Source organism: Shewanella sp. SM23 (assembly GCF_025654295.1).
Lineage (GTDB): Bacteria > Pseudomonadota > Gammaproteobacteria > Enterobacterales > Shewanellaceae > Shewanella > Shewanella oncorhynchi.
Map to the genome: position 1 here is coordinate 343,392 of NZ_JAKKRM010000001.1, position 26,429 is coordinate 369,820.

The following is a 26,429-nucleotide window of genomic DNA, read 5'->3' on the forward strand; positions in this document are numbered from 1 at the left end:
GTTATTGACCTTAATGATAATTTTTGTGGAAGAACATTTGTGCGTCATGGCGCCACAGAAAGCGTGCGGCGAGTCTGGGATCCAGTCGTTTAAAAACTGTGATCTCAGTTGTATAAAGGCCGCAGAGTGTAACCTATGGCACCAAGCTCGGCCAACATTTTAGAGTGAATTAACAGATAGATGATTTGATTGTAGAAGAATGGTTTTTTGATTGGTTATGACGCTTAGCCATAAGGTAAAAGCCCGCTAAAGTCGGACTTTAGCGGGCTTAGTTTTATATAAAAAGCAGTTAATTGGCTGACTTATTGAGCATCAATAGTGAGACTCACTTGGGCTGCATTCTGGGTTAAACTCACTCGGCTTTCGAGCAAGAAGATCCGCTCAGGGGCTATTTCTTTCACGTCCACAAGGTAAGCTTTAACGGCTTTGGCTCTTTCTTGGGCCAAATTACCCAACATGCCATCGTTAACATTCTGCGCTTTTACCGACAGATTATATAAAGCGATATGCCAGCGGGTGGTGATTTCGTCATCGGAAAGCTGCGCGTCTTTGGCCTCTGCGATAACAGTGTCTCTGATTTGGGTAGGATCGGCTTTAACTTCTTGTTCATAAAGCTTTACTAACGCATCAGCAAGCGGCCCGTGGGTCGGGAATTGGCTCGGACTTAAATCATCAGGTAACGCACTGAATTCGATATTGGCTAATTTAGCCAATTTACGCTTCATGATGCGCTCAGCAATGGCTTGGCTGTCATTGATGGCATCGACTTCCCCTTCAACGCTAAGCTTGAGCATAGGTCTGTCGAGTAAGGCGCTAGCGAGTTTGTCTAAACTTTTTTGCTCATCTTCACTTAGGCTGAATTTGCCTGCGGCAAAGCTGATCTTATCTAAGGTTTCGTCAGAGCCTATGAGTCCTGCTAAGAAAGTGAAGGGCGCTGTGACGGCTTTAGTGATTACATTGGTAATCGCCGTCATTATGATGCTGCCGACACTAAAGCTAGGTGAGTCTAAATCGCCAGAGACCTCCATACCTAAATCAATCACGCCGTTACGGTCCTGCAGCAGGGCAATCGCGAGCGTGATGGGTAAGCTAGTGGCAAGGTCACTGTCACTGGGTTTACCAAGTTTCAGTTGGTCTATGACCAGATGGTTACTGCCCTTGAGCTTGTTCTTATCGAGTTGATAGTTCAGCGATAGTGATAGCTGCCCTTTATCTATGTAGTAACCCGCATAGGTGCCAGAGTAAGGATTGACTGAGGTTAACTCTACACTCTTAAAGACTAAATCAAGATCTAAATATGGCATATCTAACAAAGGGTTAATATCGCCTTTTAGGGTTACAGGCGCATACTTGTCTATCTTACCTTTGATATCGACCGAGGCCTTCGTCCCTGGTGTTGACGACAAGTGAGTGATATTGCCTTCAAGTAACTCAATCCCTGAGGCAAAGTTTGGTGTCAGTGAGTTATCGGCAAAGTAAGCTGAGCCTTGGCTAAAGCTAATTTTTTGAATATCGAGGCTTAACTCAGGCGTTGTCTTGCTTGCCCTTTGCAGCTCGGTTTGCTTAGCACTGGCTGTGGTTGTGTTTTTAGTTGTCTTGCTATTTGCAGCCGGAGCCTCAACGATAAGATCGCTGATATTAGTGGTTCTATCTTTGGCTATCACCACTTTGGCGTAGGGTTGATTAAAGGCTAAGTGATCAATTTTGATTTGATTTTTCTGTTGGTCAAAATCCAGTTGATTGATATTCATCTTTTGCCATTTGACCAGCGGAGCATTACGCAATTTGTCATGAATAGCTAAATCATCGAGCTCAACACTACCACCGTAAATGGCTTTGCCTTTAGCATCGGCGGTCAGCTTGCCTGCTGAGCTTAATAGACCGCTCTTGAGCTGGATATTCACGTAGGGCGCTAAATAGGGCTGAAATTGGGTTAATGCCAGCTTATCGAGTTGGATATTGGCATCTATGGTTTCGCCTGTCACATCGACTTGGCCTTGAGAGCTCAAAGTACCTTGACCATTGAGGCTGAGTTGTAGCTCATATTCAATCGGAGCGGTTAAGGTACTCGTTATGACCTTAGTTGAAAAATTAAGCGGATACACTCGCCATTGCTGCGGTGTGGCCGTTAGCTTTTGTTCCGATAGATTAAGGTCATAGTTTTCAATATTGAGCGCATCGAGTTGCACTAACCAAGTGTCTTTTGAAGGTGTCTTAGGCGCTTGCTTGACTGGCTGTTGAGGATTTGCCTCTGAAGCGGTGTCTGCAGCGGTTTCTTTAGTAGCATCAGTGGTGACATTTGCGGTCGCTTCTGTCTTTTGTTCTGTTTTATCACTCTCGTTAGTTGCGGCTAATTCGCTTTCTGTTGCTTTGTTTGCGCTATCGCTTGCATCAGTGGCAGTCTCTGCTATTTGACGTTTTTCTTCGACTTGCGCAACTTGTACGTGCTCTAGCGATTGAGCATCTGCTGGCTTAGCATCGATTGGTTTAGCAACCGGCTGCGTAGTCGTTGTGGAGGCGCTTAACGATTTAGGCATGAATAAGCCAACAAGATCGAGCCCGTCTTGGTTCAAAATGGCACTCATTGTTAGGCCATCGCTGTGGAGTTTGTTGATATGCACTTTCTGCTGCTTCAAGTTGGCTGAAATGCCGTCGAGGGCAAACATGGGGAGCTTGACCACTGAGCGATCTTTGTCGTTAATGTTAAGTTTTTCAACAATAAACTGGCCATTGTTGCTAGTGACTTGTAACTCACCATTCTCGGCAAGATCCACTTGATACTGAGTTTTAATACTGAGCTCGCCATCCGTGAGGACGGGATTAAATTGATCGTCGATAAATCGCCATAGTGGTGTCAGTTTGAGTTTGGCGACTTGGATGTCACCCGCAACTTTTAGCGGGAACAATTGGAATTGCCCCTGCAAACTGATTTCACCAGCATGATCATCACTGAGTTGTATTGCATAGTGATTGTGCTTGATAGGCGCAATGGGTGAGTCAGACGTTGATTGGGCGTTTGGTGTCGTATTATCAACTTTGTTTACTTTTATGGCTGGTGTTATCGATGCTGATGATGCCGCCATCAAATATTCAGTATCAAGGGAACTGAGTTTTAGATTGATATTGGGGTAGTTCACTTGAGCATGGGTAATTTTGTCATCGAAGTTAAATTGTCCCGCATCCAACACAAATTGGCTGAGCAGGACACGAACGGGTGAGCTGGCTTCTGTGGGTGTCGTTTCTGTGCTCGCGGATGAATGCTCGTTCAAGGTCTGCAGAATATCGTCGAAGTTGAATCCAGCTTTCCCTTTTTTCTCCACGCGAATGATATGTGCGTAGGGCGCTTGTATGTGTATGTTTTCGATAACGGCGGCGCGATTAAAAACAGATCGCCAAAAGTGTATTTCGAATTGGACTTGTGCAATGCCAGCAAAAGGTTTGTCGTCTTTTTCTTTAATGGCCAGTTGGTCGATTTCGACTTTGAAATTAAAAGGGTTAATGCGTATATCACCGAGGGTGACGGGACGACCGAGCAGAGTTGAGAGTTTTTCTGGTGCCAGCGTGGTTATCGCATAGGGGAGGATTAAACCTAATGTGCAGACATAGCTAAGGTAGACTGCTGTGAGGTAAATAATCACTCGCAGGTATCTTGGGAGGGCAAAAAAAGAGTGTCTGAATTGCGATAACTGGGTCAGCATTAATATCAAGGCTCCAATGCATAAGACAGGGAAAAACTTCCATAAGTACGGATATTCTAGCGAATAATGCTAATGTTTCCAGAAATTATTTATATTTTTACCAATGAAATCTTGGTATTACACATACAATAACGTCTTCTGATCTAAGACGTTCCTGAGTGGTAACCTATCATCTACATTGATAACTACATGTGTTTCAGCCTATGGCTAATGATTTGAGTCGTCAATACTCACTATGTTGGAGGCTATTTTTGATCAGCGATTTAAATAACTAATCGCTGCAATAATGGCGCCTTGTGGATCTTTTATCCAACAAAAACGGCCTACTTCGGGTATATCTTCAGGACCAAACAGAATATCCCCACCAAGTTTTTTTGCGCTGATAGCGACTTGATCTACATCATTAACGGTAATGTAGCCGGTCCAATGTGAGGGAAGCGTTGGGAGCAAACTATCGGTGATCCCCCCAATACTGACGCCCTGATTTTCGATAATATGATAATTACCGTGGGGCATTTTGACAGTTTTAAAGTGCCAGCCAAAAATCTCAGCATAGAAGTGCATAGCCTCTTCGGTATTATGGGTTGTCAATTCATGCCAACTTAACGCCCCTGCAGTGTTAAAAGCCGATTCCATAAGCGCATCCTTTATTCTATTTTGGGTAAATTTTGTGTATTGAGCCGAGGTTAACTGTCAGTGTTCAGTGCCGACTGTATTCTGAGCCATATTTTTTGTGTGTTATCTTGATTGAGTGTAGTTGAGGCAAGTTGATAATTCACAAGCGGCAAATTAAAATTTTTGCTTTTTTAGATCGGCAAACATTAAATTAACTTAATGTTCTACAAGGAGATTCACTTTATTCAGTGCTGGCTAATCAGCTTCTTGTGGCTCAGTGACGCTGCGGCTTAGTTGATGGGCTTCATCTTGCCCCTTGCGCCAAGACTTAGCACTGAAAACAGATTTTAAAACGGGTTTGTTTACTGTGGTTTGAGTGTTAGACCTGACTCCCGTTAACTTGTTAATATAGGCGAGTTTTGCATCTTATCGATGCCACCTTAGGGGATACGAGATTGAATAAGAGTTTAGTGACGAATTTATTGGCGGCTGCTTTGGTCGTTGTGGGTTACCTGATGAATTCGGCAATTGTCCTGAATGTCGGATTATTTGCTTTATCGGGTGCGATTACCAACTGGGTTGCAGTTTATATGTTGTTTGAGAAAGTCCCCGGACTCTACGGTTCGGGAGTTGTGCCTTCTCGTTTTGAAGAGTTTAAGGCGGGTATTGCTCATTTGATGATGAAACAGTTTTTTACCACTGAAAATATCGACCGATTCCTATCTGAAAAAGAAGGGCTGAGTAAAATAGACTTGGCGCCAGTAATTGAAAAGGTTGATTTAGCGCCTTCTTTTGATGCGTTAATTAGCACAGTCGCCCAATCTTCCTTTGGCGGCATGTTGTCTATGTTTGGTGGCACAGATGCCTTATTGCCGTTAAAAGAGCCGTTTATTGTAAAGATGAAAGCTTCTTTAGTTGAAATGGCACAAAGCGATGCATTTCACGAGTTGCTGAAACAAGAAATTGAACAGCCAAATGTGATGGCCGATCTGCAAACTAAAATTGCTAACATAGTGGAACAAAGATTAAACGAGTTAACACCACAAATGGTGAAACAAATCGTTCAGGACATGATCCAAACGCACTTAGGTTGGTTAGTGATTTGGGGCGGCGTGTTTGGCGGTCTGATTGGACTTGCCGCAGCCTTAATCCAAGGTTAACCTGAGTTAAAGCCGCGAATAGAATGGGAGCTTTGGCTCCCATTTTTAATGACGCATTTTATGTCCATCATTTTGTGTCCTGATTAAATAGCAAGGAAGTCTATGAACCGTCACCACAGTATCAATTATTTGGAAATCCCAAGTCGCGACATTGCGAGTTCTAAGGCTTTTTTTAGCCAAGTTTTTGGATGGACCTATGTCGATTATGGCCCTGAATACAGTTGCTTTATGGATGTCGGCATTACTGGGGGATTCTATCAAGCCGATGTGAATTTCACCCTCGCAAAAGGTTGCCCGCTGATTGTGATCTACAGCCAGAACTTAGAATTGACTCTGACGGCTGTCGTAACAGCTGGTGGCATTATCACAGCTGACATCTTTAGTTTTCCGGGAGGCCGTCGATTCCATTTTGTTGAACCTTGTGGCAATGAATATGCCGTCTGGTCAGAATGATCCTAATGTCACTCCTTGTATTCGAAATTGTTGTTTAGATCAGCAAGATATTTGTTTAGGTTGTTTCAGGCATCTTGATGAAATTTTAGCGTGGCGCGTTATGTCGGAAGTGGAGCGGCAAGCTTGTTTTATCAGGATGGAGGAGCGTAAGGGGGAGTATCTGGCTAAGTTCAATGACGCGGTTAGTAGAAGACAGAATGGAGCATGATTAGTCGTCAGCATTAGCGCGTTATAGATTGATTTTGAAGTGTTAATTGAATAATCCAACGGCGAAATACGCATTAACGTATTTCGCCGTTGGCATTTTGAAGCACCTTGGCATCTTGAAGCAGACGTTACACTGGATCTACCACTATGTGCTCAAGTTCGATGGCGGCAACGGTATGGAGCGCATCCATAGTCGCGCCAACTAAGCTGATTTTTCCTTGAGATGACTCAATTAAAACCGCACGGCTGATATCGCTAAACTCACGATTGTGGCGCGCCAGATTTGATAAGGCCATCTGCATGGGAAGCATAGAAGGATTGAATGCCGCATTTTCTGCGTAGCGACCACAATAGGTTGCGCCATCATGGGTTTCTAATACCACGGCGGCAAAACTTTGGGTGTAAGGTGCATAGCTTAAACCTGCATGATCTAAACCTTCGATGATCATAGGATCGGCACTGTCTAGTGCAAATTCAGTTTGTTGCTTGGCCATTAAGGGCGAAGTGACATTTAAGTCTTTTGGCCCAAAAGCATAGGGTAAATAATAGGCCAGAGGATGGCTTTCCTGTGCGGGTAGATGAATGCTGATCTTGCTCCCTTCAACCAGTTCATTCATAAACTGACGACAATGACCGCAAGGACTGGCATTAACTATGATATCAACAATTTGGCTTTCACCACTGAGCCATGCGTGGCTGATAGCGCTTTGTTCTGCATGGACAGAATGAAATAACGCTTCACCGGGTAATTCTAAGTTGGCACCCATGTAGATATCGCCACTTTTACCTTTGGCTATCGCGCCGACATAAAACTCACTGATAGGCGGTTTGGCCAATGCCGCTGCTATCGGCAGTAATGCTAATAACACTTCTGCTTCGGTCATTTTGCTTGCACTTGTTAGCGTAGCAAGTTGCTGCGCATCAATGTGTCCAGCAAAATTCTGGTGTAACATTGGGATAAGTGCATCGGCTAACGGCGTTGGCAGTTGGGTTATGCTACGAATGAATCTATCTTGCATTTCCCTATTCCTTATTTGTTAAGTTCATGGAAGAACATTCTAGTAATTTTGTTACAGCATAAATGCGAGTTAGCTCGCGTTTATACGCTGTCAATGTCAGTGCTATCGAGAGTGATAAACTTATGTTACTCACGTATAGATTGAGTCTATTGGTGCACACAAATAAGCTTAAGACTATAAAACAAAAGACTTAAGCTTGAATTTACACAACTTAAAGTTCACGCAAATAATGACAAAGGGCAGCAAGTAGCTTTTGCTTAGTCTCATCCGCTTGTGTTTCTTGTAGCAAATTTTCTAATTTAAGTACGTAGTCTTGATCGGCTAAGCGATTTTGACAGAATTCACGCCAGCGCTGCGATTCTGTATCATCGAGTAGTTCAGGGTAATTACGGGCGCGGTAACGAAACAGCATCTCAGGAATACGTGGATCATCAAACTGCAAATCTAACGCCGCTAGATTTTGCGGTAGGGTATGACGGATGATTTCCATTTTTGCTTTATCAGCTTGGCTAAAGAACCCACCAGAATACAGCATCAAATCGGGATCTGTGGTTACTCTGCTGTCATCATGCTCAAATAATAGCGCCAGTTTTTCGCGTAATTCTGGGTGACGTTTTAGGCGTTTATACTGCTCTCTGGCAAATTCTTTATCTATGCCTAAACGAGCGGCATGCTCATCACTGAGGATTTTTGCCGAGGTGATAAAAGGGCACTTATTAAGATGAATTTGTTTTACTGCGATAGGTAATTCATCTTCGGCAAGATCAGCCCTTGACGTATACATGCGCGTTTTAATTTGTTCGACATCTAGCTCGAATAGCGGCGTTAAATCCATGGCTAAATTAACGCAAATAACGGCATTTTTGTTAGTAGGATGGTGCGCTACGGGTGAGATCAACGTTGCACAACCATTGCGCGCACTAATTTTAGAGCTCACGTGAACCAAAGGCTGCATATTGAGCACATCGATTTGATCGCTAACCGCTTGCTTACGGCGCAGGTCAAAATAGTACTGATATAACTTAGGCTGTTTCTCGCGAATGAGTTTTGCCATAGCGATGGTCGCATACACATCAGACATAGCATCATGGGCTTTCTCATGGCTTAAACCATTCGCTTGTGTCAGATGTTCTAGCTTAAAACTCGGAGAGCCATCTTCCTTTGTCGGCCAGTTAATACCTTCGGGCCTAAATGCGTAACAAGCGCGCACTAAATCAATGATATCCCAACGAGAGTTGCCATTTTGCCATTCACGGGCATAGGGATCGATAAAGTTCCGATAAAAGCCATAACGGGTCACTTCATCGTCAAAACGCAGTGAGTTATAACCTGCAACACAAGTGTTTGGTTGGCTAAATAGTGCTTGAATTCGTCCCATAAACTCAGTTTCAGGGATGCCTTTTAAATTAGCTAACTGTGGAGTGATCCCTGTGATTAATATTGCTTCCGGAGACGGCAAATAATCAGTGGCTTGCTTACAATAGAATGTCTCAGGCTCGCCGATGATATTGAGATCTAAATCCGTGCGAATACCCGCAAATTGCGAGGGTCTGTCTTTCGCTGGGTTCGCTCCAAATGTTTCGTAGTCGTGCCAAAAAATCGACCCTGCTTTATCGTCTTTCATCTTCATTTATTTTCGTTCTCTAAAGCATGTAACTTCATGTTATCAGTAGTTAAATTTCTTTAATTGGATTCGTTGTCATTCACATCAATTTAGTATGCAGCTCTTCGATGTGAGTACATAATCTGTATATATTAGGTTCTGCGTCAGATTAGCTAAAATCACATGTACACAGGGTAATTAAAATGTCTTTATCTGACAATTGGTTACGTGCAATAAACGGCAAACCATATTTAGAGAAACCAGAGCTTGCAGACCGCGACGGCTTAAGCGTTCGTATTACCCCTGCAGGGACTATAACATGGCAGTATCGATTTAGGATTGATAATCAACCTGGACGCTTAACCCTTGGTCGCTATCCTGATTTGAAACTAGCTGACGCACGGAAACTGATCCCTGAATTACGGAACTCTGTGGCAAATAATATAGATCCACGTGTGTTTTGGAAACAGCGCAACACATTTGCAGGCCAGACAACACTGAGGGATTGCTGTGAACAATTTTTATCGGCGCGAAGTGCAGCACTTAAGCCGAGCACTGTTGCTACGTAGCAATCCTGCTTTAGAGCACATCTCTATGATGCTTTTGCTGATCGCAAAGTCGAAAGTATCACACTCGGCGAGTGGATAGATTTTTTCGATAAAAAGGCAATTCATAGTCGAGTCACCGCAGGTGAGATACTCAAACAGTTAAAGACGGTACTTAGCTGGTCCGTTCGCCGACAAATGATATCGCTTGTTGATGTTCTTCAATTACGAGTCAGTGATGTGGGCTCCGCGCCCAAAGTCGGTTCGCGAGTACTCACCATTCTAGAGTGTGGCAAAATCATCCGTGAGCTTGATAAATGCCGCGCGACCAAAGCAGTAACCAATGCTATCAAGGCATGTTTACTTACGGGGGCATATATCAGAAATATTAAAATCCAAACGGGCTGATTTTGACCTTGAGTCGATGGTCTGGACCTTCCCGATAAATAATAGCAAAACTAATTTGTCAATCCGGAGGCCAATCAGTCCCACCTTATTCGACATATTGCAAGAACAGTGAAACCTCTATCACTCGCCATGGAGTTTTCCCGCTGCAAACGATCTTAAGCGCCCGGGCAACATCGCTTCAGTAAATAAGCTGGTCCGCGAGATCAAACTAAGACTAGAAATCCCTGACTGGCGTATTCAGGATTTTAGACGCACATTATCGACCAGAATGTTAGAAGCGGGGGTGTTGCCCCATGTGGCAGAGAAGATGCTAGGCCATCTATTAGGCGGGGTGATGGCGGTGTACAACAAACATGATTGGTTAGATGATCAAGCTGAGGCCTATGAACAATGGACAAATAAGCTGAGATTGGAAGCTCTGGGTGGTAGCAAAATAGTCGTGTTAGAAAGAAGGGGTTAGGCATGTTTGTCGCTGACAGCAGAAAATGGTGAGCTTATTCAGTATGTAAATTAGTTGCGTTGCGTTGCAGTGCAGCAGAAACACCCTTTTGTAATTAGGTGCATTGGAGCTCAATTCGGCACAAGGTAAACTGTTATCTGTTCACTATTAGCTTTATTTATGGTTTAGTCATTTCAACTCAATTAATCATGCACTTGGCACAGTGTTCGGATTAACGTTAAGCAAGGACGTCATGGAACTACAATTTTTAATCACGCGGGAACAGTTAATCACAATCGCGGAAAGAATAAATTCAGCAAGCATTGCAAAGAATACTCGTTTAGCTAAGTGGTTGTATGCCCTTATCGTTCGTGCATTATTCCTATGGATCCCGTTATTATCCCCGTTACTACTGTTTTATTTTTTCGTAGAAATTCACTCCCCAGAGACATATATCGCAATCGCAATTTGCGCTATCACTTACCTTCTTGTGTGGAGATTTGTATTAAAAAACATCGCCGAAAATCAAGCTAACAAATTTGCAGGCAAGATAACCACTCTGGATCGAACTATTGAAAACAAAACCTTACAGAGCCTTGCGAGCCTAGAAGGTAGCCATACAGTGACCGCCACAGCCTCGACGCTAACGTTTGTGCCCCCTAGCGGTAAATCCATCACCATACCGTGGAAAAAGTTTTGTGCTTTCAAGCAAGACGATGATTTTTATTATCTTACCATCTGTAATCTGATGATGTTTAAAGCCACTTATTTAGTCGCCAAAAATGGTGACACAACAGAAACCGCAGGCTATCAAGCAGGTTTAGAGTACATAACGTCTCGGCTGCAGCCCGATAGAATGGGACGGTAAAACATCAAAATATCGCATGAATGATTCAATCAGTTCACTATTGCCACTAACGCGATTGTTGTTGAACATCCAGCGAAGTGAGCCTTTGTTAAAAGTCACATTTGAACTAACCTTAAAAATGATGAACTGATCGCTACAGCCTTCTTTTAGGGGCTGCTAGATGCAGTTTTTCAGCTCATTAAAACGCTATGTTATCAATGACGATGTATAGCTTTGTTAGTTAACTAAAAAGGACTTTTGTTATGAGCACGCTTAACACTTCTGCCTCAAATAGTGATCCAATATTCCCCTCAACATTTCCTGTCATGATCAGATCCAATCAATTTCCACAATGCTTATTGAGAATGTCTGGACAGGATTCACCACAGTTCAATGGTGATGGCTTTGGTACCGTTAATTGTCAGGCAGACCAAAATGATCCAGATAAAAACCCATGGGAAATTTTTAACGCTATTCGTAACGGCGATGGCACAGTCTCCTTTGAGTCTATGGCGTTTCCGAGTAACTATTTACGAATGGCGGGTGAAGCTTCGCCAGTTTTTAATGGGAATGGATTTGGAACCGTAAACTGCCAAGCATCGATTGGTCCTTGGGAAAAGTTCAATGTCGCAGTTCTAAGCGACAGCGCCAGTGGGGTCTTAACCTCCATAGCGTCAAATGCGTTTCCAAGTAACTATCTTCGTATGGCCGGAGAGCAATCTCCCTCGTTTAATGCTGCAGGGTTTGGTACCGTAAATTGCCAAGCCTCTGTCGGACCTTATGAGCAATTTCATCTAGGTGCAGTCCTTAAAGAGTCAGTTGAGACTCTTGGACTGTGGTTCCCAGACTCACAGCCTACACCTGCACAGATAGAGAAGCTTGTGGCAGCCATTATCACAGGCCAACAGCCAAGTAATGTCGAAATGCAAGCGGCCACTGAAATGCAAAGTTTTTTAACGTTAACTGAGAGCGAAAGTGTAGCAATAGAAGCAATTGATTTAGAAGCAATTTCACCTTGCACTAAATCAATCGCAACATTCTGTATTGATGTGTTATTGCTTGCTCTGCAACTTGCAAGCATACGCATTATGCGAACTGACAGCATGGTAAAAGCGGCAGTACAAGCGCTGGGGGCTGAAGCTGTAGGCTTGGAGAAACTGATCACGGGTATAAGCAGTGCTTCTACCACGTTAAAAAAGGCGACATTGATATTTCAGTTCATCTCACAACTATTCAATATAGGATTTATTAAAGGCGTCATTAAAACAATCGTCAGTGGCCTAAGCTGGTTTGGAGCCATAGTCGCGGTGGTATCATTCATCGCGACAGTCGTCGCATGGATATCAACCGATGGTGTCTTGTTAATTGCCCAAATAGTGCTGGTCGGCACAGGTCTCGCCGCTATCATCGCTGATGCTGTAGCAGTAGGCACTAACTGCGGTAGTAGTAAAGGCTGCAACGTCGAAGGCGAGGGGGTAATGGCCTAGCAGTTCATCAATAAAGGTCTAATAATAAAGCCCCAAAAATGGGGCTTTATCTTAAGGTTTAAAAAATTAATTCAAGCAGCGACTTGCTGTTTTTCATCCCACTTATCGAGCGACGCTTTTAAGTAATGGCGGCCATTATGGATAGGAGCAGGGAAACCGTCGTTTCTTCGCCACTTCCAAAGCGTTGCTGATGAGCTAATCCGGTAGCGTGTCATGACTTCCTTAGTGGTAAGAAAGAGCGGCACTTGCATTTGCTGATCCACGGTCGATTGGGTCGAAATCATCATTTACCTTCCTTTGCCAATTCCTCGGCGAGTCGTTTTAAAAATTGTTGGCAGCTGCTGACTTGTTTGCGGGGCAGGGTGTAACACTGGCGTAAAGCGTCTTTGATGACTGCAGATTGCTTCATGCCGATTTCTCCTTGGTGCTGTTAAACGCCGTGAAGGTGAGAGCAGGGCGCAGTGATAACAGTCGCTGTTTAAAGGCTTCGGCCTTAGCATTGTGCTGCGCAATGTCAGCTTGCTTTTGTGAATGGCCCGCCGCGTTGCAATAAAACGCCTCGCCGATGCAGATCACCGCTTCAATGTCCGTCGTATGAGCGTTTTGTTCCCTTACGATGTAGGGCCGGTGAGCATTCGCACTGCGCAATATTGGAGTGAAACGATTCGGTTTAAGGCATTTACCTCCCACACACACTTAATCACACTGGGGTTTGATGATGTGGCGCCCGAGATTATGCGCCAATCGACCACTGAGACGGACGAGCCAATGTTAGTGGGGTGGTTATGACAATGACAATAACAAATAGCACAACTGGGTTATGGACTTCACGCAGGAGGATTTATGGCTAGTCGCGCCGCGGATTTACTGAAAGTAGGGCGCCGTTTACGGGGCATGACCCAAGACGAAGTGGCTGAGATTTACGGCATCAGTCGCAGCACTTATCAACGTTGGGAAAATGGCCGCACTAATGCGCCCTATGACGATGTGACATCGATATGCATTGATGTGTTTAAGCTTTCGGTTAAGAAGATAAATGAGGTAGCTAATGGCCTTTAGCGATGACCCCGAGTAGAGGATGAACATTAAGGCGTTACGGTTAGGGTTATATCGCTGGGGCTGTTATTGGGTGTACCAAGAATTGGGCAAGGGTTTTTCAAACCGCTACGCCTGCGACCGTTTAGGCGAAGCCTTGGGCGGTGGCAACTTAAAGCATGAACTCAACGTGCCTGCCCACGTCGCCCATTTTGACCAGCTCGTTGAACAGTTATCGATTAACTGCAAACGCGCTATTCGCGCCCATTACTTGTGTAAAGAGCAGTGGGCTTTAATGGGATTTGACAGCAAAAAGTCTTATATCTTCTGGCTAAGATAAAGCCGAAATGGCACTGCTGGATAGGATGAATTAGAAAGAACGCCCTCTTGCGAGGGCTGGCGGGTTAGACGGTTGTCCACCAAGACTGCTAACCCGTTGATTGGATTTTATCAAAGGTTCGGTACGACACCCACAGTCGCAATCCTCGATCCCACCATCTCACGAACATGCAATATTACTTCCCCAAAATCTTTACTTGCACCTAAGGTCGGCTCGTCAGTCAAGCTCTGACGTAGCACTTCATCTAATGACAAATTATCATTAGCAGAGAGTTCAATACCGTAGGAGTGCTTTAAATCTGCTACTTTGGTGTAGCCTTTCAACTTCAATTCACCCGTAGGTAATTCATAATGATTGGCTTCTGCAACACCAGAGCAAACCAGATCAACAAACTCACGCACATCGGGTTTCATCACAATAAATAAATGATCGCCAGCATACAGGAAGGTTGATCCCCTAGGTGGAATTACATTGTTTCCTCTGGTTATCATCGCCACTACTGTACCGTCAGGTAAAGCCATTTGGGATAAACGGCGACTAGAAGCGCGTGAGGTATCGCCCAATTGATACTCGACAATGTCAGCATCCACATCGCCTAAAGCAGTAATTTCCAGTGTCGCTGCAGGTGTCGCAGGAGGCGGTTCCGTGAGTCCTAAAGCGCGTGCAACCCAGGGTAATGTTGACCCCTGTATTGTCGCTGAAATTAACACGACGAAAAACACCACGCTAAAAATAAGACTGGCACCAGGCAGGCCATAAATCAGCGGATATATAGCCAGAATAATAGGCACCGAACCACGTAACCCAACCCAGGATACTAGGGTAATTTCACGCGCATTAAAGCCAAAAATCTTTAGTACAGGGATTACCGACAAGGGGCGTGCAATTAAGGTCAGGACGATTGCAATCATCAGTCCTTCCTGCCAGACATCCAGCAAAGACGAAGGATTAATCAGCAAGCCTAAAAAAACAAACATAACAATCTGGCCTAACCATGCCAAACCATCGTGAAATAAAAAGGTACTGCGCTGAAAAACAAAACGACTATTCCCTATCACCACACCAGTGATAAAAATAGCTAAAAAGCCGCTGCCGCCAAGATTAGCTGCTACGCCAAAGGACAGTAAACCAAATGCCGCGACCATCACAGGATATAATCCAGAGGTCGTCAGATGGATACGATTAATAATACGTACTGACAACCAGCCTGCCGCTAAACCCACTGCGGAGCCGATACCCATTTGCTGGATAAACAGCATCAATAATCCAGTCCCAGGTTCAAGCCCTTTGACCATGACCTCCAATAAGCCAACTGTTAAAAAAATTGCCATAGGATCGTTAGTCGCACTTTCAATTTCTAATGTGGCTTTAAGGCGTGGGTTGATATGAATACCTGCATTACGCAGTAATGAGAATACGGCGGCGGCATCGGTTGAACCAACAATGGCACCAATCAGTAAACCGTAAAGTAAGGAAACATCTAGAATATAAGCTGCTGCAGCACCAGTGATCATGGCTGTCACCAATACGCCTAAAGTCGCCAACACAGAAGCAGGCTTCCACACTTGCTTAATCGACGCGATGGGTGTTTGCAAACCACCATCAAACAAAATAATGGCTAAAGCTAAAGACCCAAGCGCGTGAGCAATTTGTGCATTATCAAAAACAATACCTCCAGGGCCATCCTCACCAGCTAACATGCCCACCATGAGAAAGAGCACCAGTACGGGTAAACCCAATCTCGCAGACAATTTACTGGATAAAATACCAAGAATAATCAAAATCGCGGCGAGGAGAATAATTTGATCGATCACAAACATAAATAGTTTCTCTTTAATTAATGTAGGGAAATTAAACCATTACAGAGCTTTCAATGACTGCGCCAGCTCTAAAAAGATACTTCACTAAGCCTAATTGTCAGTTAGAAATCGTCAAATGCATGATGCATTTTGGTCTTGTAGTCAATGATTCCATTTATCCAAATGATACGTGACCCGCTTCACATTTCAATTTTGATAATTTCAAAAAAATCAAAATTTACGATTGGCACTCAATAATGCTGTTTACCGTAGCAAGGTGGCCCTGCTGACTTGATTACGTCCATACTTTTTAGCTAAGTATGATTGCTTATCTGCGGATTCGATAAGCGTTTGCCATTTCAAATGCCGATGAGGTTGAATACGCACAACGCCAGTTAATGGTGACCGCTTGGAAACTAGAGTAAATGTAAAGCGAGCACTGCGTTGACGATGAGGTATGTTCATCGCGCCTAAATGCTGAGTATCCGGTAATAGACAAATAAATTTCTCACCACCATAGTGCGCAACCAAATCGTTCGGGCGGTGTATCGCTGTGCGTTGTGCTTTTGTGACGAGATATATACATTGATCATCACTACTGATGGTCACAAGGATCACTGAAAAGTTTAATTCATTTAAATCAATTTTTTGCAACATTTACAAAATTTAACATTACACTCTTGGCGTGTTGGGCAAATTTAGCCAAATAGGAACGCCGTACCACACGGCGTTCTCTGACACTTTGCTCCTTAGAGAGGGAAGTAGAACGCAATCAGCAAGGCAAATATGCCGTACAATGAGCTTACTGCGACCAATGCACGCGCATCGACAACGCCTCGCCGAAATAGCTGCCATAGAAAAATAATAGCCAAAGCAGTAATGACTCCTGCCGCCATCAGTGGACCATCAAAAAGCCATGGCGTAAAGAAGATACCCAACGCACTGGGAATCGTTGCCTGAATCATCATGGCACCAGAAATATTGGCCAATGCCAAGCGTTCCTTTCCTTGCCGTATCCATATAAGTGTGTTCATCATCTCTGGCAGCTCCGTCGCCACTGGACTCAGCAGCAATGCTACCAAGTGTGGTGACCATTGTAGCGCTGTGCCAATGGCCTCAAGTTGACCTACGAATATATGGGATGCAATGCCTATAACTATCAGGGACAACACGGCTTGCAGCGCCGCCCATTTTAACGATGGCTCCGTCACGGAAGGCTGAATTTTGAGAGGTTCAATCTCTTCTTCTTCAGGCGCTGTGTCGCTCTCCTGAATTTCGCGCCAGACATAGATTGCGTAGGCGGCGAGAAACAAGACACCCAGCCACGGCTTGATGGCAAAGGCGATTAGGCCAAGTGCCACTTTCACTGCAAACACTGCGAGAAAGGCGAGCTGGTCGTGACTCATTCGGGCGTGATCGGCACGTACATGATACGTTTCCCGTTGAAGGCGGCGATGGTGGTAAATCAGTGCCAAGCCGACCACTGCATAGGCTAAAGTAGCGAGAACGAGCGGACCGCCCATGGCTGCGCCGACGCCAATGTCCTTTTGCTCTGGTGTTTTGCCGAAGACAACGGCAATGAAGGTCACCGCCGTTTCAGGTAGTGCTGTACCGAAGGCTGCAAGTACTGAACCCACTGCAGTCGCGCCAAGATTCAAACGGCGGCCGAACCATTCGATGCCGTTGACGAAGTATTCGCAGGCCAAATAAATGGTACCTGCTGAGAGGAAAAACAGAGTCAGAGTAAGGATCATGTGAGCAATCCGGCCGGGCGAGCAATAATCCAATGGCACGACAACACTGCTCGCCCGGCTGGGAAAGCGTATTGCGGCCAAAGGTCTCGCCTGGCTCTCCGCATTCGCAGAGGCTGACCACGCCATGAGGTGTTAGACCTCAATTTTGTTGACGTGGACTCCTTAGTGGGAGGCTAAGGATGACTACTCCCCAATGACAATGGGGGCATTTTACCTTTCTTGCAGGTAAATGTCGCCATTAGGTTTTAGTGTGCTCATAATTTCAAACTCTGTGCATGGTATTGATTTTGCGTTGTTATTTTTTTCTTCTCAGAAGTTGAAAATAGTAGGTATGCGGGAAACAACAACTTTGACAGATCTATTTTGTGATCTTTTGATCTTTGCTTTATGCGCCCTTTCTCTTAGCTTTGTTAGACTTATGGTAGTTGAGCTGCGAAATTATAGGCAGCATATGAAGAAATTTTCGATAATCGTATGTATACAAATTTTGGAATATTTCGTTTATCAGGAATGTTACAGGCATCAGTGGAAGAACCTAGATGTGGCGGCTCGCAATCGAAATCCCTCGGGCTAGCTATCCATTGCTTATGGTTCACAATAACTGCAAATGAAAAACGCCATACCTGTAACCCTGCCGCCCGTATTTAATCGCGTTGACTGGGTCTCCACTATCATTAGGTTGAAGCTGTGATTTGTTTAACAGTACTATCGCAACAACCTTTGTTAACTCAACAAACTGGACTGCAGAACATTATGAAAAATAACCAACCTGCTCAACCCTCACGCCGGACAATCCTGAAACAAACACTTGCTGTCTCGGCCCTTTCGGTAACTGGGCTGGCGGCCTTATCGGTGCCCTCTATCTCTTTTGCGGCATCCCTCAGTAAAGATGAACGTGATGGCATGACACCTGAGGCTGTGATTGAACATTTTAAGCAGGGCAATCTGCGCTTCCGGGAGAATCGCACGGCGAAACATGATTATTTGGCGCAGAAACGCAACAGTATCACGGGTCAGTATCCTGCTGCAGTGATCCTTAGCTGCATTGACTCACGTGCGCCAGCGGAAATTGTGCTGGATGCGGGGATCGGCGAAACGTTCAATTCCCGTGTTGCGGGTAATATCAGTAATCGCGATATATTGGGCAGTATGGAATTCGCCTGTGCTCTTGCTGGTGCGAAATTGGTGCTGGTTATGGGGCATACCCGCTGTGGTGCGATACGTGGCGCTATTGATAATGCAGAACTAGGCAACCTGACGGGCCTGCTGAATGAAATTAAACCTGCTATTGAAAAAACCGAGTACACCGGAGAGCGTAAAGGGAGTAATTACGATTTTGTCGATGCTGTGGCAAGGAAAAATGTTGAACTGACTATCGAGAATATCCGCAAAAACAGCCCGGTACTGAAACAGCTGGAAGACCAGAATAAAATTAAAATCGTTGGTAGTATGTATCACCTTACTGGCGGTAAGATTGAGTTTTTCGAGGTATAACGGCAACATAAGTCCCTAGCCCTAAAAGTCTGCCTCGCACTCTACTAAGAGATTATTAAATTTTATCTCTGATGCTAATGTATGTTTTGAGTATACCTAAAGCATACATCCAAATGAGACGGTTTTTCTGTCTCATTTGGATGTTATGTTTTCCTCATCTAAAGCCTAACGAGACATTTTTAATAACAATGGCCTTTTACGGTTATGCTCGGGTTTGAAGCAAAGATCAGGAGCTCGCCTTGCTGACGCAAACTCTGCGCGACAGAACACTATTGTGAACTGAACACTGCATTGAAATTAAGCACTACCAATAAAGCTGACCGTCATCTGTCTATCACTTAATGTGAGCTCAGTAAGATTTTATTGTCACTTAATCTGAGCCGAAGATTGCGCTAATGGCGAGCACAAGGAATTTCGATTGTGAGCCGTTACACCTAGGATTTGTTATCTACTGGCAGAGTTTATGAGCACTGATGGTTGGTCTGAGCTTAATTTAGAATTAGAACACTCTGCTAAAGTAATCAGAAGTATGGAGCCGGAAGTTCTTAAGCACTTGTCATGCACACCACTTTTTAATAGATAAACATAATTAGACAACATTTTTTTGCAATTAAAAATAGTATCGAATTTAGAAGTGATTTTGTTGTTTAGCAGCTGTGATATTGGAAGGTTCTTAAACGAAGTGTGTACATATATTTATTATAAATCAATGGTTAATATTACATGTTTCCATAGTCGTGCCAAAAAATCGACCCTACTTTATCGTCTTTCATCTTCATTTATTTTCGTTCTCTAAAGCATGTAACTTCATGTTATCAGTAGTTAAATTGCTTTAATTGGATTCGTTGTCATTTACATCAATTTAGTATGAAGTTCTTCGATGTGAGTACATAATCTGTATATATTGGGTTCTGCGTCAGATTAGCTAAAATCACATGTACACAGAGTAATAAAAATGTCTTTATCTGACAATTAGTTAAGTTCGATAAACGGCAGGCCATATTTAGAGAAACCAGAGCTTGCAGACCGCGACGGCTTAAGCGTTCGTATTACCCCTACAGGGACTATAACATGGCAGTATCGATTTAGGATTGATAATCCATCAGGGTGCTTAACCTTTGGTCTCTACCCGGATTTAGGACTTGCTGACGCATGTAAGCTGGTCCCTGCGTGACTAAATTCATGGGTAAATATTATAGATCCCTATGCGTTTTGGAAACCGCTTAACACATTCGAAGGCCGATCAATTCCGCTTTACTCGAGATATTATAAGAACAGTGGAACTTATATCACTCGCCATGGCGCTTTCCCACGGCAAGCGACCGGGTAATGTTGCTTCTATTAATGAGCTGGTCCGCGATATGAAATAAAGACTGGCATATCCACGATTTTAGACGGACATTATCGACCAGAATGTCGGAGGCTGGGGAATTTATAGCGTTACTGTGAGTATGGGATAAGTTCAGCAACCATGATAAATAGCGTTCCAAATTAGTTAATGTACATAACTTAACTATTATGTTGCTGCTGACATTCATGACACCAACCCGCTAATTCAAGCTGTGGGCTCGATAAGGTAAATTCTGCTTGGCTAACATTCAACTGTAACTGTTCAACAAGAGCAGTGGGCAATGCTATCTCCGTGACTTTTTGACAAGTATTACAAATTAAAAATTGATTGTGAATGTGATGATCGCATACATGATGGCAGGCAATATACTTATTCACCGTTAATAACTTATGCACTAATTGTTCCTGTACTAAGAAATCCAACATGCGATAGATAGACATTATGGGTAAACTCTCGCCCAAACTTTGTTTTAACACATCGGCAATTTCATAGGCAGACAAAGGAACATCATGTTCCTGTAATACGATAAGTACTTTTTTGCGCTTACTGGTAAGATTGATGCCTTTTTCTTCACACTTTTTCACTACTTCACGCAGTAAATCAAGATTTTTTCCTGTCATAGAACTGCCAATTTTTTTGAAATGATCATACTTGCACAGTTTACCTGATCCACCCCTTCTAATGACAATCTTTGTTAGCAATCATCAGTCACCATACCGAGTGTTGTTCTGATTGCCATTTACAATCAGTAACTTAATTTACTTTTATTTATATTGAACCCGATTGACACATAATGATACGTTATAACATATCATTTGTTTCAGTAGTAATCATATGGAGACGACCCACAAAATGAACTTCCACAAATACCTTCTGTTATTAGGTGTTGGCACTTTAGCTGTTTCAGCAGAACCTATTGAACGTATCAATGTCACTGGGCATGCTTTAGAAAAACCGCTAAGTCAAAGAATACAAGCCAGTAAAATCGAACTCAGCGGCGATGAACTTAATAATCGTAAAGCCGATACCTTAGGAGAAACTTTAAGCCAATTACCGGGGGTAGACAGTGGTTTTTTTGGAAGCTCATCGGGTAGGCCACAAATCCGTGGATTTGGTGGAAACAGGGTTAAAATGTTGCTCAATGGAACTCAAGTTGAGGATATGTCGTCGGTGAGTGAGGATCAATACATCCCCATCGAGCCCTTTCTTGCTGATAGTATCTTGGCCATTAAAGGTCCTACAGCTGTGATTGCCTATGGTGGGCAAGCGATGGCAGGCATTGTTGATCTCCAAGATGGTCGTATTCCATTGAGCCCAATCAATGGGTTTAACAGTCGCGCTGAAGTGAAAGCTGGCTTCAATAGTACAAGTACCGCACTGGCAAAACTTACCGCAGGGAATGAATCTTTTAACTTTGCGCTGAATATGATCAACAAAGACCGTGGTGACTACGATATCCCTGGATATTCTAAAGACAGCGATTGTAAAACGTGGTCAAAAGTCGTAGGTGCTGCACAGTTTGCCGATCTATGCCAAATCAAATATGCGCAACCTGTGTGGCAGATGAACAATCAATTAAAACGCTATGAAGATGCTACACCTTTAGAACAACAAATTATCACCGACTACTCAATAGACAGTAATGGTACTGTGCTTAACAGCAGCCACCACACATCATCATTCTCGGCAGGCGGAAGCTACACTGGCCAACAACGTCTTTTGGGTTTGGCTTACGGTTATACGGACACTCATCGCGGTATTCCGGGATTCATGCGTCGTGGCAGCAGCGCACCAGTGGATTTTGATCAACGGGGTAATATTCGAATTTTTTCCCGTGGTGATCGCGTAGATATGAAGTATGTCGAAAACTGGGATGACAATTGGATAAACTCATTTAGCCTCGATGGCGCCTATTCGAATCAAGTCGATGATGAGCATATGGCAGAGGTATCCGTCAACCAATTCGAACTTACCTCTTGGGTCATTAGCCCTAAGCTCTATCATAGTTGGACATCAAACTTCGATGGTGTCTTAGGATTACAGTACGACACTAAAGCCTATAAAGGGGAGGGCTATGACAATTACATGCCTGATGTCGATAGTCAAAACTATGCAGCCTATACGCTACAAACCCTGCACTTTGGTCCGGTTACTTTTGAGTTTGGAGGTCGTTATGATGCGATTAAGCACCAAGTAAACGCAGAGGGGTACAAGGTAGGTCGAGGCTCAGGAGCGAATGTTAAAGATAGAAATTTTTATCTCCAAAGCTACTCAGGATCACTGCAATGGGACATATTGCAAAATTGGTCAACACGAGTCAATTACGTTCATGCCGAGCGTGCTCCTGAAATGAATGAGCTTTACGCCAGTAACCCACACTATGCTCTGTTAATTGAAGAACAGGGCAGCTCAAATCTTAAAAAGGAAATTAATCACTCCTTTGAAATAAATACCACCGCTAAAATCGCCGATTTACAGCTAATGGCAAGTTGGTATCAAAATCAATTCAATGATTTTATTTATCTTGGTAGTACAGGCCTTGAGCGTAATGGTACTTATGTTCGTGAATGGCGCCAAGCAGATACAAACAATCAAGGGTTAGAGGTACAAGCTATCTATACCTTCCCGTGGCAAAGGTGGGGAGTTTTTGAGCTCAGCGCATTTACTGACAGAGTGAGAAATACTCCTCGATATCAATACGATGGTAGTTACGACATCTTTAGTACTCGTCCACCTCTCACTGGTGAGCGGGACGAATTCTTTCGCCGTAGCTTAGAAGGCACTTCAATGCCTCGTACACCACAATCCAAAACAGGCACTTCACTAAATTGGCAGTATGATGCGCTTACTGTGTCCATCGATTATGTTCGCTATCATTCACAAAGTGACGTTAGCAGATTTGAGAGGCCCTCTGAATCTTATGCTTTGCTCGGAGCCAATATCACTTTAGATCAAGTCATTTCGAAAGTGCCGACTCAATTCTACCTAAGCTTAGATAATCTTACCGATGTAGATGCGCGCCCACATAACAGTTTCCTAAGGCATTTATCCCCTATGCCAGGTCGCTCAGCGGCTATTGGTGTCAGAGTGCAATTCTAAAAAAGTTTCCTTCAAGGCTAATGCCCTTGAAGGTTTTCGTTTGATTTCTTGATACCCAAGGCCAAAAATCTAACCTCCTTCAATTCAAGCCGCGATTTGCTGTTTTTTATCCCATTTTCCGAGAGATGTTTTTAAGTCATGACGGACCCTAAGCGTTTATCTGATGAAGCCTATTCAATGATATTTCTTACATAATATGGAAAAGTCATCCATTGGATTGAGTAAGAAATCTTTACCGACAATGGAAGTCATTTCTGATTCAGATATAAAAGGATTGTCAATTTTAAAAAATAATCGTTGATTCAATTTACTTTTTATCAAAAAATCGCAATGGCGTTGATAAAATAACTGGTCAAATTGACCATTATCGATAATTCTCTGGAGGCCAATTTGTATTCGCTGAGCTAAGCGAGGTTTGTTAGGTGAAACATAATAATATGTCGCTAGCGGAATATGTAGCATGATGCTTTCATCAACAACGAGATCTGGATATTGTTGATTAAACTGCTTAACCTCTTGAAAGACTTCATTCACTCCGCGGCCAAATGTTATAAACCGTCCTTTTGATAACATATTAAATAAACTGTCATATTGATTGCTTTCTATAATCTTAAATCCTGCTTGTTGCATGGCAACTTTAGTTGACCATTGGCTACCTGAACCAGTATCAAGAGCAGTTAACTGCGCTAGCGAGGTGATTTGAGCTAACCTAGGTACATTTTCCTTTTTAATAATAAAAATTCTAAATCCTTGAATGCCTTTTCTAATGGGAATTTTTATTGGAATAAGCTGTTTATTCCACTGTAGGTTAGAGGCTTCTGCAATAACATTGATGGTTTCACCCTCTTGTAATGCTCTGAAGATACGATTTCGACTCATTATTAGATCTGAGACTTGTAGTGATGCTTCACCAAAATCGGCTTTGGTTACATCAATAACTAATTGTAAAAGGTCATAAGTATACTGATATCTGTGATCAAGCTTGGATTCTGACTGATTGATAATGAATTGATCATTAGCAGAAGTGACGGGTATGTTTGCCAAGACCCACAGGGAAAGAATACAAAAAATAATGCCCAGTCGCTGTAAATTATCCATCAATAAACTCATTGCTAGAGGTTGAAATTGATTCGGTGTGCTTATTTTAGCAGTAGCCTAGATGGCTTGCGGGATAAAGAAACAGATGATAAGCGTAAATGATATATTTTTTTAGTTTGGGTTTATGTGAGTTGTAAATCAATTTAGACAGCCCAACGGTGTTGGCACTGGGTGCGAGTGGCTCGCAGAATATTTTAAAGTCCTTATGTTGTTTAGCCATAGTGTTTTTAATATGGCTTTACGTTATATATGCATAAACGTGTTTGTAGTCTGGCAACGATTTTGGGGGAAGTTTGAAGGTCGTGTTTATTGCGTTAATCATTTATGAGAACGTGCTTTGAGCGTTTAACCAGCGCCGGCGCATGCTCCAGGTTTTTACAGTGCTATCACTTTGGCTCTACTGCTGATGTTAAACATATAAATTGACCACTCAAGACCCAGAGAGGACATCAATGAACTCGGATAAAATTTTAGAATCTGCACAAGCAACCTTGTCTGGATTAATACCATTTCCTCAAATTGTCGGCAATCTTATTGCTGAAGGTGTCGAGTATTACTATTTAGACTATGCCACGAAGTCATTTACTTTCTATAGCGCAGCAGGTTCTACAGTGCAAGCATCTTTATCATTTGAGTGGCTTCCATTAATTGCTGAAAATTTTAATGTGATTGAACTCAGAGCTGCCATCTTGGATAGTCAGCAGCATGGGCAAACATTTCGGCTTTTCTGCCAGCGCGCTATGAATGCTGGAGTTCAAGGTTATTTCGTGTTTTTGCGAGGTAAACGTGTAACCTATTTTGGCCGTCAAGGTGACCAGCATACCGAATGGTTTTCTGGTGCTAAGCCGAGCGATGTCTAACAATGCTGACTAGGCTCGTCACTTTCTGGGCAGGGTGCATCGTGAGTTTTACATTGGGTGAATGGTTACGTGAAGTTCATTGTATACGTCACTTACATCTTCCTGTGCTTAACGTTATAGATCACTGGAGGCATAAATATGCTACCACGCAATGTCACTACTATTTCTCGAATGCCGATTTACGGCATCATGAAGATTAAGTCATATCTTGCGATGGTAATGGTTTACGGGGTGATTTTAATTGGTATTGGACGGTACAATTGCGGTTAAATAGGAGAATAATGTCTTATGTACCATCAATTTCTAAATGAACCTATGGTGCTTGATATTGAAAAGGCATCAATACTCACATTACGGCTACCCGACGATGTGAGTGATTTTATTGTGTCACAGGCGATCAATGCCCCTTTACTAGAGATTATCGTCATAGCTGAAGCCGGAATTCAGCAAAATATAGTCATCCGCTTCCAGCCGTTTATGGGTCTTAAGGTCGAATCGTTACCGCAAAGCCCTCAGGCTTTTAATACGCCAATAACCCGCAGCATTGGGCAAGGTTTTAGGCTTTATACACGGATGGGAACTGCTGCGAAATTTTGTGCGGCTGAATTGAGGCGAGGTGTATCTTTTACCTTAGACACGACTCGTCATTTAGGTGCAGATAATGACTTAACTTTTGCCTTACAAGCCAATTCAAAGTTTGAGTTAGTACCCTTAGAAGCGGATTTGCGGGTTTTGCACGAGCCCAAAGCGTTAATGGTTGCTAAAGCACTGTTAGCAAGGCACTACGACTATGCCGCATCATCTGAATCTCTTGCAATTTACATGACCGAAATCGAGCAGGTTAGATTAGAATTGCAGTCGTTTATTCGCGGGGAGCTTGGTCAATGTCACGCCAGCCTTGCTGATGAAGTATTAAGGATCGATCCCTTGCTACTGCAGAAACAACAATGGTTATTTAGAACCTATACCCATATGTTTGAGCGACCAAACTACAGCCGCGCTGCTAATGATGTTGATAACACTGATAAGCTATTAAGAAAATTAGAGTGTTATGAATTACTCGCTTCACCGGAATTGACCCTGATGGTAGATCGATTGATGGAAGACGAAACATAAAC

The 26,429-nt window shown here is 43.3% G+C and carries 25 protein-coding genes, 1 pseudogene and 1 riboswitch; of the genes and pseudogenes, 15 read left to right on the top strand and 11 right to left on the bottom strand.

Going from position 1 to position 26,429, the window contains the following annotated elements; translation table 11 throughout:
- Window positions 1–302 precede the first annotated feature (302 nt).
- Window positions 303–3,698, bottom strand: a complete 3,396-nt coding sequence (locus L5L98_RS01460; protein WP_263138204.1) for a DUF748 domain-containing protein — start codon at window positions 3,696–3,698, stop codon at window positions 303–305.
- A 255-nt stretch (window positions 3,699–3,953) separates the two neighbouring features.
- Entirely contained in the window at window positions 3,954–4,334 is a 381-nt protein-coding gene (locus tag L5L98_RS01465) for a VOC family protein (RefSeq protein ID WP_131524339.1), read from the bottom strand.
- 434 nt (window positions 4,335–4,768) lie between these two features.
- Here L5L98_RS01465 and L5L98_RS01470 point away from each other — a divergent pair, with 434 nt between their 5' ends.
- From L5L98_RS01470 to L5L98_RS01480, 3 genes are all read left to right on the top strand, one after another.
- A complete protein-coding gene (locus L5L98_RS01470; protein ID WP_105253144.1) occupies window positions 4,769–5,473 on the top strand; it encodes a DUF445 domain-containing protein in 705 nt (234 codons plus the stop codon).
- 102 nt (window positions 5,474–5,575) lie between these two features.
- Window positions 5,576–5,926 (top strand): VOC family protein, encoded by a 351-nt coding sequence (locus tag L5L98_RS01475; protein WP_105252887.1) that lies wholly within the window; start codon window positions 5,576–5,578, stop codon window positions 5,924–5,926.
- Window positions 5,901–6,134 (top strand): DUF1289 domain-containing protein, encoded by a 234-nt coding sequence (locus L5L98_RS01480; RefSeq protein ID WP_113938807.1) that lies wholly within the window; start codon window positions 5,901–5,903, stop codon window positions 6,132–6,134. Before L5L98_RS01475 ends, L5L98_RS01480 begins: the two co-directional genes overlap by 26 nt.
- Before the next feature lie 127 nt (window positions 6,135–6,261).
- Here L5L98_RS01480 and cdd read toward each other — a convergent pair whose 3' ends face one another.
- Together cdd and sbcB are read right to left on the bottom strand one after the other, a co-directional pair.
- Window positions 6,262–7,152 (bottom strand): cytidine deaminase, encoded by an 891-nt coding sequence (cdd, locus tag L5L98_RS01485; RefSeq protein WP_212599913.1) that lies wholly within the window; start codon window positions 7,150–7,152, stop codon window positions 6,262–6,264.
- Between the two features lie 211 nt (window positions 7,153–7,363).
- Window positions 7,364–8,782: an exodeoxyribonuclease I gene (sbcB, locus tag L5L98_RS01490; protein WP_263138205.1), complete on the bottom strand. Its 1,419-nt coding sequence runs from the start codon at window positions 8,780–8,782 to the stop codon at window positions 7,364–7,366.
- Window positions 8,783–8,958: 176 nt separating this feature from the next.
- On the opposite strand from sbcB, the gene L5L98_RS01495 reads away from it, so the two are divergent.
- The 4 genes from L5L98_RS01495 (at window position 8,959) to L5L98_RS01510 (ending at window position 12,481) form a co-directional block, all read left to right on the top strand.
- On the top strand, window positions 8,959–9,324 hold the full coding sequence (locus L5L98_RS01495) for an Arm DNA-binding domain-containing protein (RefSeq protein ID WP_263138206.1): 366 nt from the start codon (window positions 8,959–8,961) through the stop codon (window positions 9,322–9,324).
- A gap of 604 nt (window positions 9,325–9,928) precedes the next feature.
- On the top strand, window positions 9,929–10,168 hold the full coding sequence (locus tag L5L98_RS01500) for a hypothetical protein (RefSeq protein ID WP_394473549.1): 240 nt from the start codon (window positions 9,929–9,931) through the stop codon (window positions 10,166–10,168).
- Window positions 10,169–10,400: 232 nt separating this feature from the next.
- Entirely contained in the window at window positions 10,401–11,015 is a 615-nt protein-coding gene (locus L5L98_RS01505) for a hypothetical protein (protein ID WP_263138208.1), read from the top strand.
- 344 nt (window positions 11,016–11,359) lie between these two features.
- The gene (locus tag L5L98_RS01510; RefSeq protein ID WP_263138209.1) at window positions 11,360–12,481 is read left to right on the top strand and encodes a fascin domain-containing protein; all 1,122 of its coding nucleotides are present in this window, start codon (window positions 11,360–11,362) and stop codon (window positions 12,479–12,481) included.
- A gap of 71 nt (window positions 12,482–12,552) precedes the next feature.
- On the opposite strand, the gene L5L98_RS01515 is transcribed toward L5L98_RS01510, so the two are convergent.
- Together L5L98_RS01515 and L5L98_RS01520 are read right to left on the bottom strand one after the other, a co-directional pair.
- Complete coding sequence (locus tag L5L98_RS01515) at window positions 12,553–12,768, bottom strand: helix-turn-helix transcriptional regulator (protein WP_105252880.1); 216 nt, start codon at window positions 12,766–12,768, stop codon at window positions 12,553–12,555.
- Entirely contained in the window at window positions 12,765–12,890 is a 126-nt protein-coding gene (locus L5L98_RS01520; RefSeq protein WP_263138210.1) for a hypothetical protein, read from the bottom strand. Before L5L98_RS01520 ends, L5L98_RS01515 begins: the two co-directional genes overlap by 4 nt.
- Window positions 12,891–13,012: 122 nt before the next feature.
- Between L5L98_RS01520 and L5L98_RS01525 the strand changes: the two genes are divergently transcribed.
- The 3 genes and pseudogenes from L5L98_RS01525 (at window position 13,013) to L5L98_RS01535 (ending at window position 13,890) form a co-directional block, all read left to right on the top strand.
- Window positions 13,013–13,270: a hypothetical protein gene (locus tag L5L98_RS01525; RefSeq protein WP_251073342.1), complete on the top strand. Its 258-nt coding sequence runs from the start codon at window positions 13,013–13,015 to the stop codon at window positions 13,268–13,270.
- A 54-nt stretch (window positions 13,271–13,324) separates the two neighbouring features.
- Window positions 13,325–13,540: a helix-turn-helix transcriptional regulator gene (locus tag L5L98_RS01530; RefSeq protein ID WP_168823718.1), complete on the top strand. Its 216-nt coding sequence runs from the start codon at window positions 13,325–13,327 to the stop codon at window positions 13,538–13,540.
- 19 nt (window positions 13,541–13,559) lie between these two features.
- Window positions 13,560–13,890: pseudogene (locus L5L98_RS01535) on the top strand (hypothetical protein).
- Window positions 13,891–13,966: 76 nt separating this feature from the next.
- Here L5L98_RS01535 and L5L98_RS01540 read toward each other — a convergent pair.
- The 3 genes from L5L98_RS01540 to L5L98_RS01550 all read right to left on the bottom strand — a co-directional run bounded on the left by L5L98_RS01540 (window position 13,967) and on the right by L5L98_RS01550 (window position 17,409).
- A complete protein-coding gene (locus tag L5L98_RS01540) occupies window positions 13,967–15,676 on the bottom strand; it encodes a potassium/proton antiporter (protein ID WP_263138212.1) in 1,710 nt (569 codons plus the stop codon).
- Between the two features lie 243 nt (window positions 15,677–15,919).
- Window positions 15,920–16,312, bottom strand: coding sequence for a GGDEF domain-containing protein (locus tag L5L98_RS01545; RefSeq protein ID WP_263138213.1), 393 nt, complete (start codon window positions 16,310–16,312; stop codon window positions 15,920–15,922).
- Window positions 16,313–16,404: 92 nt separating this feature from the next.
- Window positions 16,405–17,409, bottom strand: a complete 1,005-nt coding sequence (locus L5L98_RS01550) for a sodium:calcium antiporter (protein ID WP_263138214.1) — start codon at window positions 17,407–17,409, stop codon at window positions 16,405–16,407.
- 92 nt (window positions 17,410–17,501) lie between these two features.
- A riboswitch (yybP-ykoY riboswitch) is annotated at window positions 17,502–17,613 on the bottom strand.
- A gap of 549 nt (window positions 17,614–18,162) precedes the next feature.
- Here L5L98_RS01550 and L5L98_RS01555 point away from each other — a divergent pair.
- Entirely contained in the window at window positions 18,163–18,903 is a 741-nt protein-coding gene (locus tag L5L98_RS01555) for a carbonic anhydrase (RefSeq protein WP_219252817.1), read from the top strand.
- 985 nt (window positions 18,904–19,888) lie between these two features.
- The gene (locus L5L98_RS22415; protein WP_411569199.1) at window positions 19,889–20,077 is read left to right on the top strand and encodes an Arm DNA-binding domain-containing protein; all 189 of its coding nucleotides are present in this window, start codon (window positions 19,889–19,891) and stop codon (window positions 20,075–20,077) included.
- A gap of 335 nt (window positions 20,078–20,412) precedes the next feature.
- Here the strand turns inward: L5L98_RS22415 and L5L98_RS01560 are convergent, their stop codons facing one another.
- Window positions 20,413–20,874, bottom strand: coding sequence for a Fur family transcriptional regulator (locus L5L98_RS01560; protein WP_049821724.1), 462 nt, complete (start codon window positions 20,872–20,874; stop codon window positions 20,413–20,415).
- Between the two features lie 232 nt (window positions 20,875–21,106).
- Here L5L98_RS01560 and L5L98_RS01565 point away from each other — a divergent pair, with 232 nt between their 5' ends.
- Entirely contained in the window at window positions 21,107–23,353 is a 2,247-nt protein-coding gene (locus tag L5L98_RS01565; RefSeq protein ID WP_263138215.1) for a TonB-dependent receptor, read from the top strand.
- 174 nt (window positions 23,354–23,527) lie between these two features.
- On the opposite strand, the gene L5L98_RS01570 is transcribed toward L5L98_RS01565, so the two are convergent.
- Window positions 23,528–24,451, bottom strand: a complete 924-nt coding sequence (locus L5L98_RS01570) for a hypothetical protein (protein ID WP_219252066.1) — start codon at window positions 24,449–24,451, stop codon at window positions 23,528–23,530.
- A 452-nt stretch (window positions 24,452–24,903) separates the two neighbouring features.
- Between L5L98_RS01570 and L5L98_RS01575 the strand changes: the two genes are divergently transcribed.
- Window positions 24,904–25,311 carry a DUF1398 family protein gene (locus tag L5L98_RS01575; protein ID WP_219252065.1) on the top strand — a complete coding sequence of 136 codons (408 nt, stop codon included), beginning with the start codon at window positions 24,904–24,906 and terminating at the stop codon, window positions 25,309–25,311.
- Window positions 25,312–25,599: 288 nt separating this feature from the next.
- Window positions 25,600–26,427 carry a hypothetical protein gene (locus L5L98_RS01580; RefSeq protein WP_219252064.1) on the top strand — a complete coding sequence of 276 codons (828 nt, stop codon included), beginning with the start codon at window positions 25,600–25,602 and terminating at the stop codon, window positions 26,425–26,427.
- The last annotated feature ends 2 nt before the right edge of the window (window positions 26,428–26,429 follow it).

Bases quoted from the DNA above. Each gene is read 5' to 3' on its own strand.
- cdd (WP_212599913.1), bottom strand. From the start codon at position 7,152: ATGCAAGATAGATTCATTCGTAGCATAACCCAACTGCCAACGCCGTTA.
- L5L98_RS01520 (WP_263138210.1), bottom strand. From the start codon at position 12,890: ATGAAGCAATCTGCAGTCATCAAAGACGCTTTACGCCAGTGTTACACC.
- L5L98_RS01480 (WP_113938807.1), top strand. From the start codon at position 5,901: ATGAATATGCCGTCTGGTCAGAATGATCCTAATGTCACTCCTTGTATT.
- L5L98_RS01555 (WP_219252817.1), top strand. From the start codon at position 18,163: ATGAAAAATAACCAACCTGCTCAACCCTCACGCCGGACAATCCTGAAA.
- L5L98_RS01505 (WP_263138208.1), top strand. From the start codon at position 10,401: ATGGAACTACAATTTTTAATCACGCGGGAACAGTTAATCACAATCGCG.
- L5L98_RS01460 (WP_263138204.1), bottom strand. From the start codon at position 3,698: ATGCTGACCCAGTTATCGCAATTCAGACACTCTTTTTTTGCCCTCCCA.
- sbcB (WP_263138205.1), bottom strand. From the start codon at position 8,782: ATGAAGATGAAAGACGATAAAGCAGGGTCGATTTTTTGGCACGACTAC.
- L5L98_RS01525 (WP_251073342.1), top strand. From the start codon at position 13,013: ATGGCCCGCCGCGTTGCAATAAAACGCCTCGCCGATGCAGATCACCGC.
- L5L98_RS01580 (WP_219252064.1), top strand. From the start codon at position 25,600: ATGTACCATCAATTTCTAAATGAACCTATGGTGCTTGATATTGAAAAG.
- L5L98_RS01545 (WP_263138213.1), bottom strand. From the start codon at position 16,312: ATGTTGCAAAAAATTGATTTAAATGAATTAAACTTTTCAGTGATCCTT.
- L5L98_RS01465 (WP_131524339.1), bottom strand. From the start codon at position 4,334: ATGGAATCGGCTTTTAACACTGCAGGGGCGTTAAGTTGGCATGAATTG.
- L5L98_RS01530 (WP_168823718.1), top strand. From the start codon at position 13,325: ATGGCTAGTCGCGCCGCGGATTTACTGAAAGTAGGGCGCCGTTTACGG.
- L5L98_RS01565 (WP_263138215.1), top strand. From the start codon at position 21,107: ATGAACTTCCACAAATACCTTCTGTTATTAGGTGTTGGCACTTTAGCT.
- L5L98_RS01575 (WP_219252065.1), top strand. From the start codon at position 24,904: ATGAACTCGGATAAAATTTTAGAATCTGCACAAGCAACCTTGTCTGGA.
- L5L98_RS01475 (WP_105252887.1), top strand. From the start codon at position 5,576: ATGAACCGTCACCACAGTATCAATTATTTGGAAATCCCAAGTCGCGAC.
- L5L98_RS01550 (WP_263138214.1), bottom strand. From the start codon at position 17,409: ATGATCCTTACTCTGACTCTGTTTTTCCTCTCAGCAGGTACCATTTAT.
- L5L98_RS01540 (WP_263138212.1), bottom strand. From the start codon at position 15,676: ATGTTTGTGATCGATCAAATTATTCTCCTCGCCGCGATTTTGATTATT.
- L5L98_RS01495 (WP_263138206.1), top strand. From the start codon at position 8,959: ATGTCTTTATCTGACAATTGGTTACGTGCAATAAACGGCAAACCATAT.
- L5L98_RS01570 (WP_219252066.1), bottom strand. From the start codon at position 24,451: ATGGATAATTTACAGCGACTGGGCATTATTTTTTGTATTCTTTCCCTG.
- L5L98_RS01510 (WP_263138209.1), top strand. From the start codon at position 11,360: ATGTCTGGACAGGATTCACCACAGTTCAATGGTGATGGCTTTGGTACC.
- L5L98_RS01515 (WP_105252880.1), bottom strand. From the start codon at position 12,768: ATGATGATTTCGACCCAATCGACCGTGGATCAGCAAATGCAAGTGCCG.
- L5L98_RS01560 (WP_049821724.1), bottom strand. From the start codon at position 20,874: ATGACAGGAAAAAATCTTGATTTACTGCGTGAAGTAGTGAAAAAGTGT.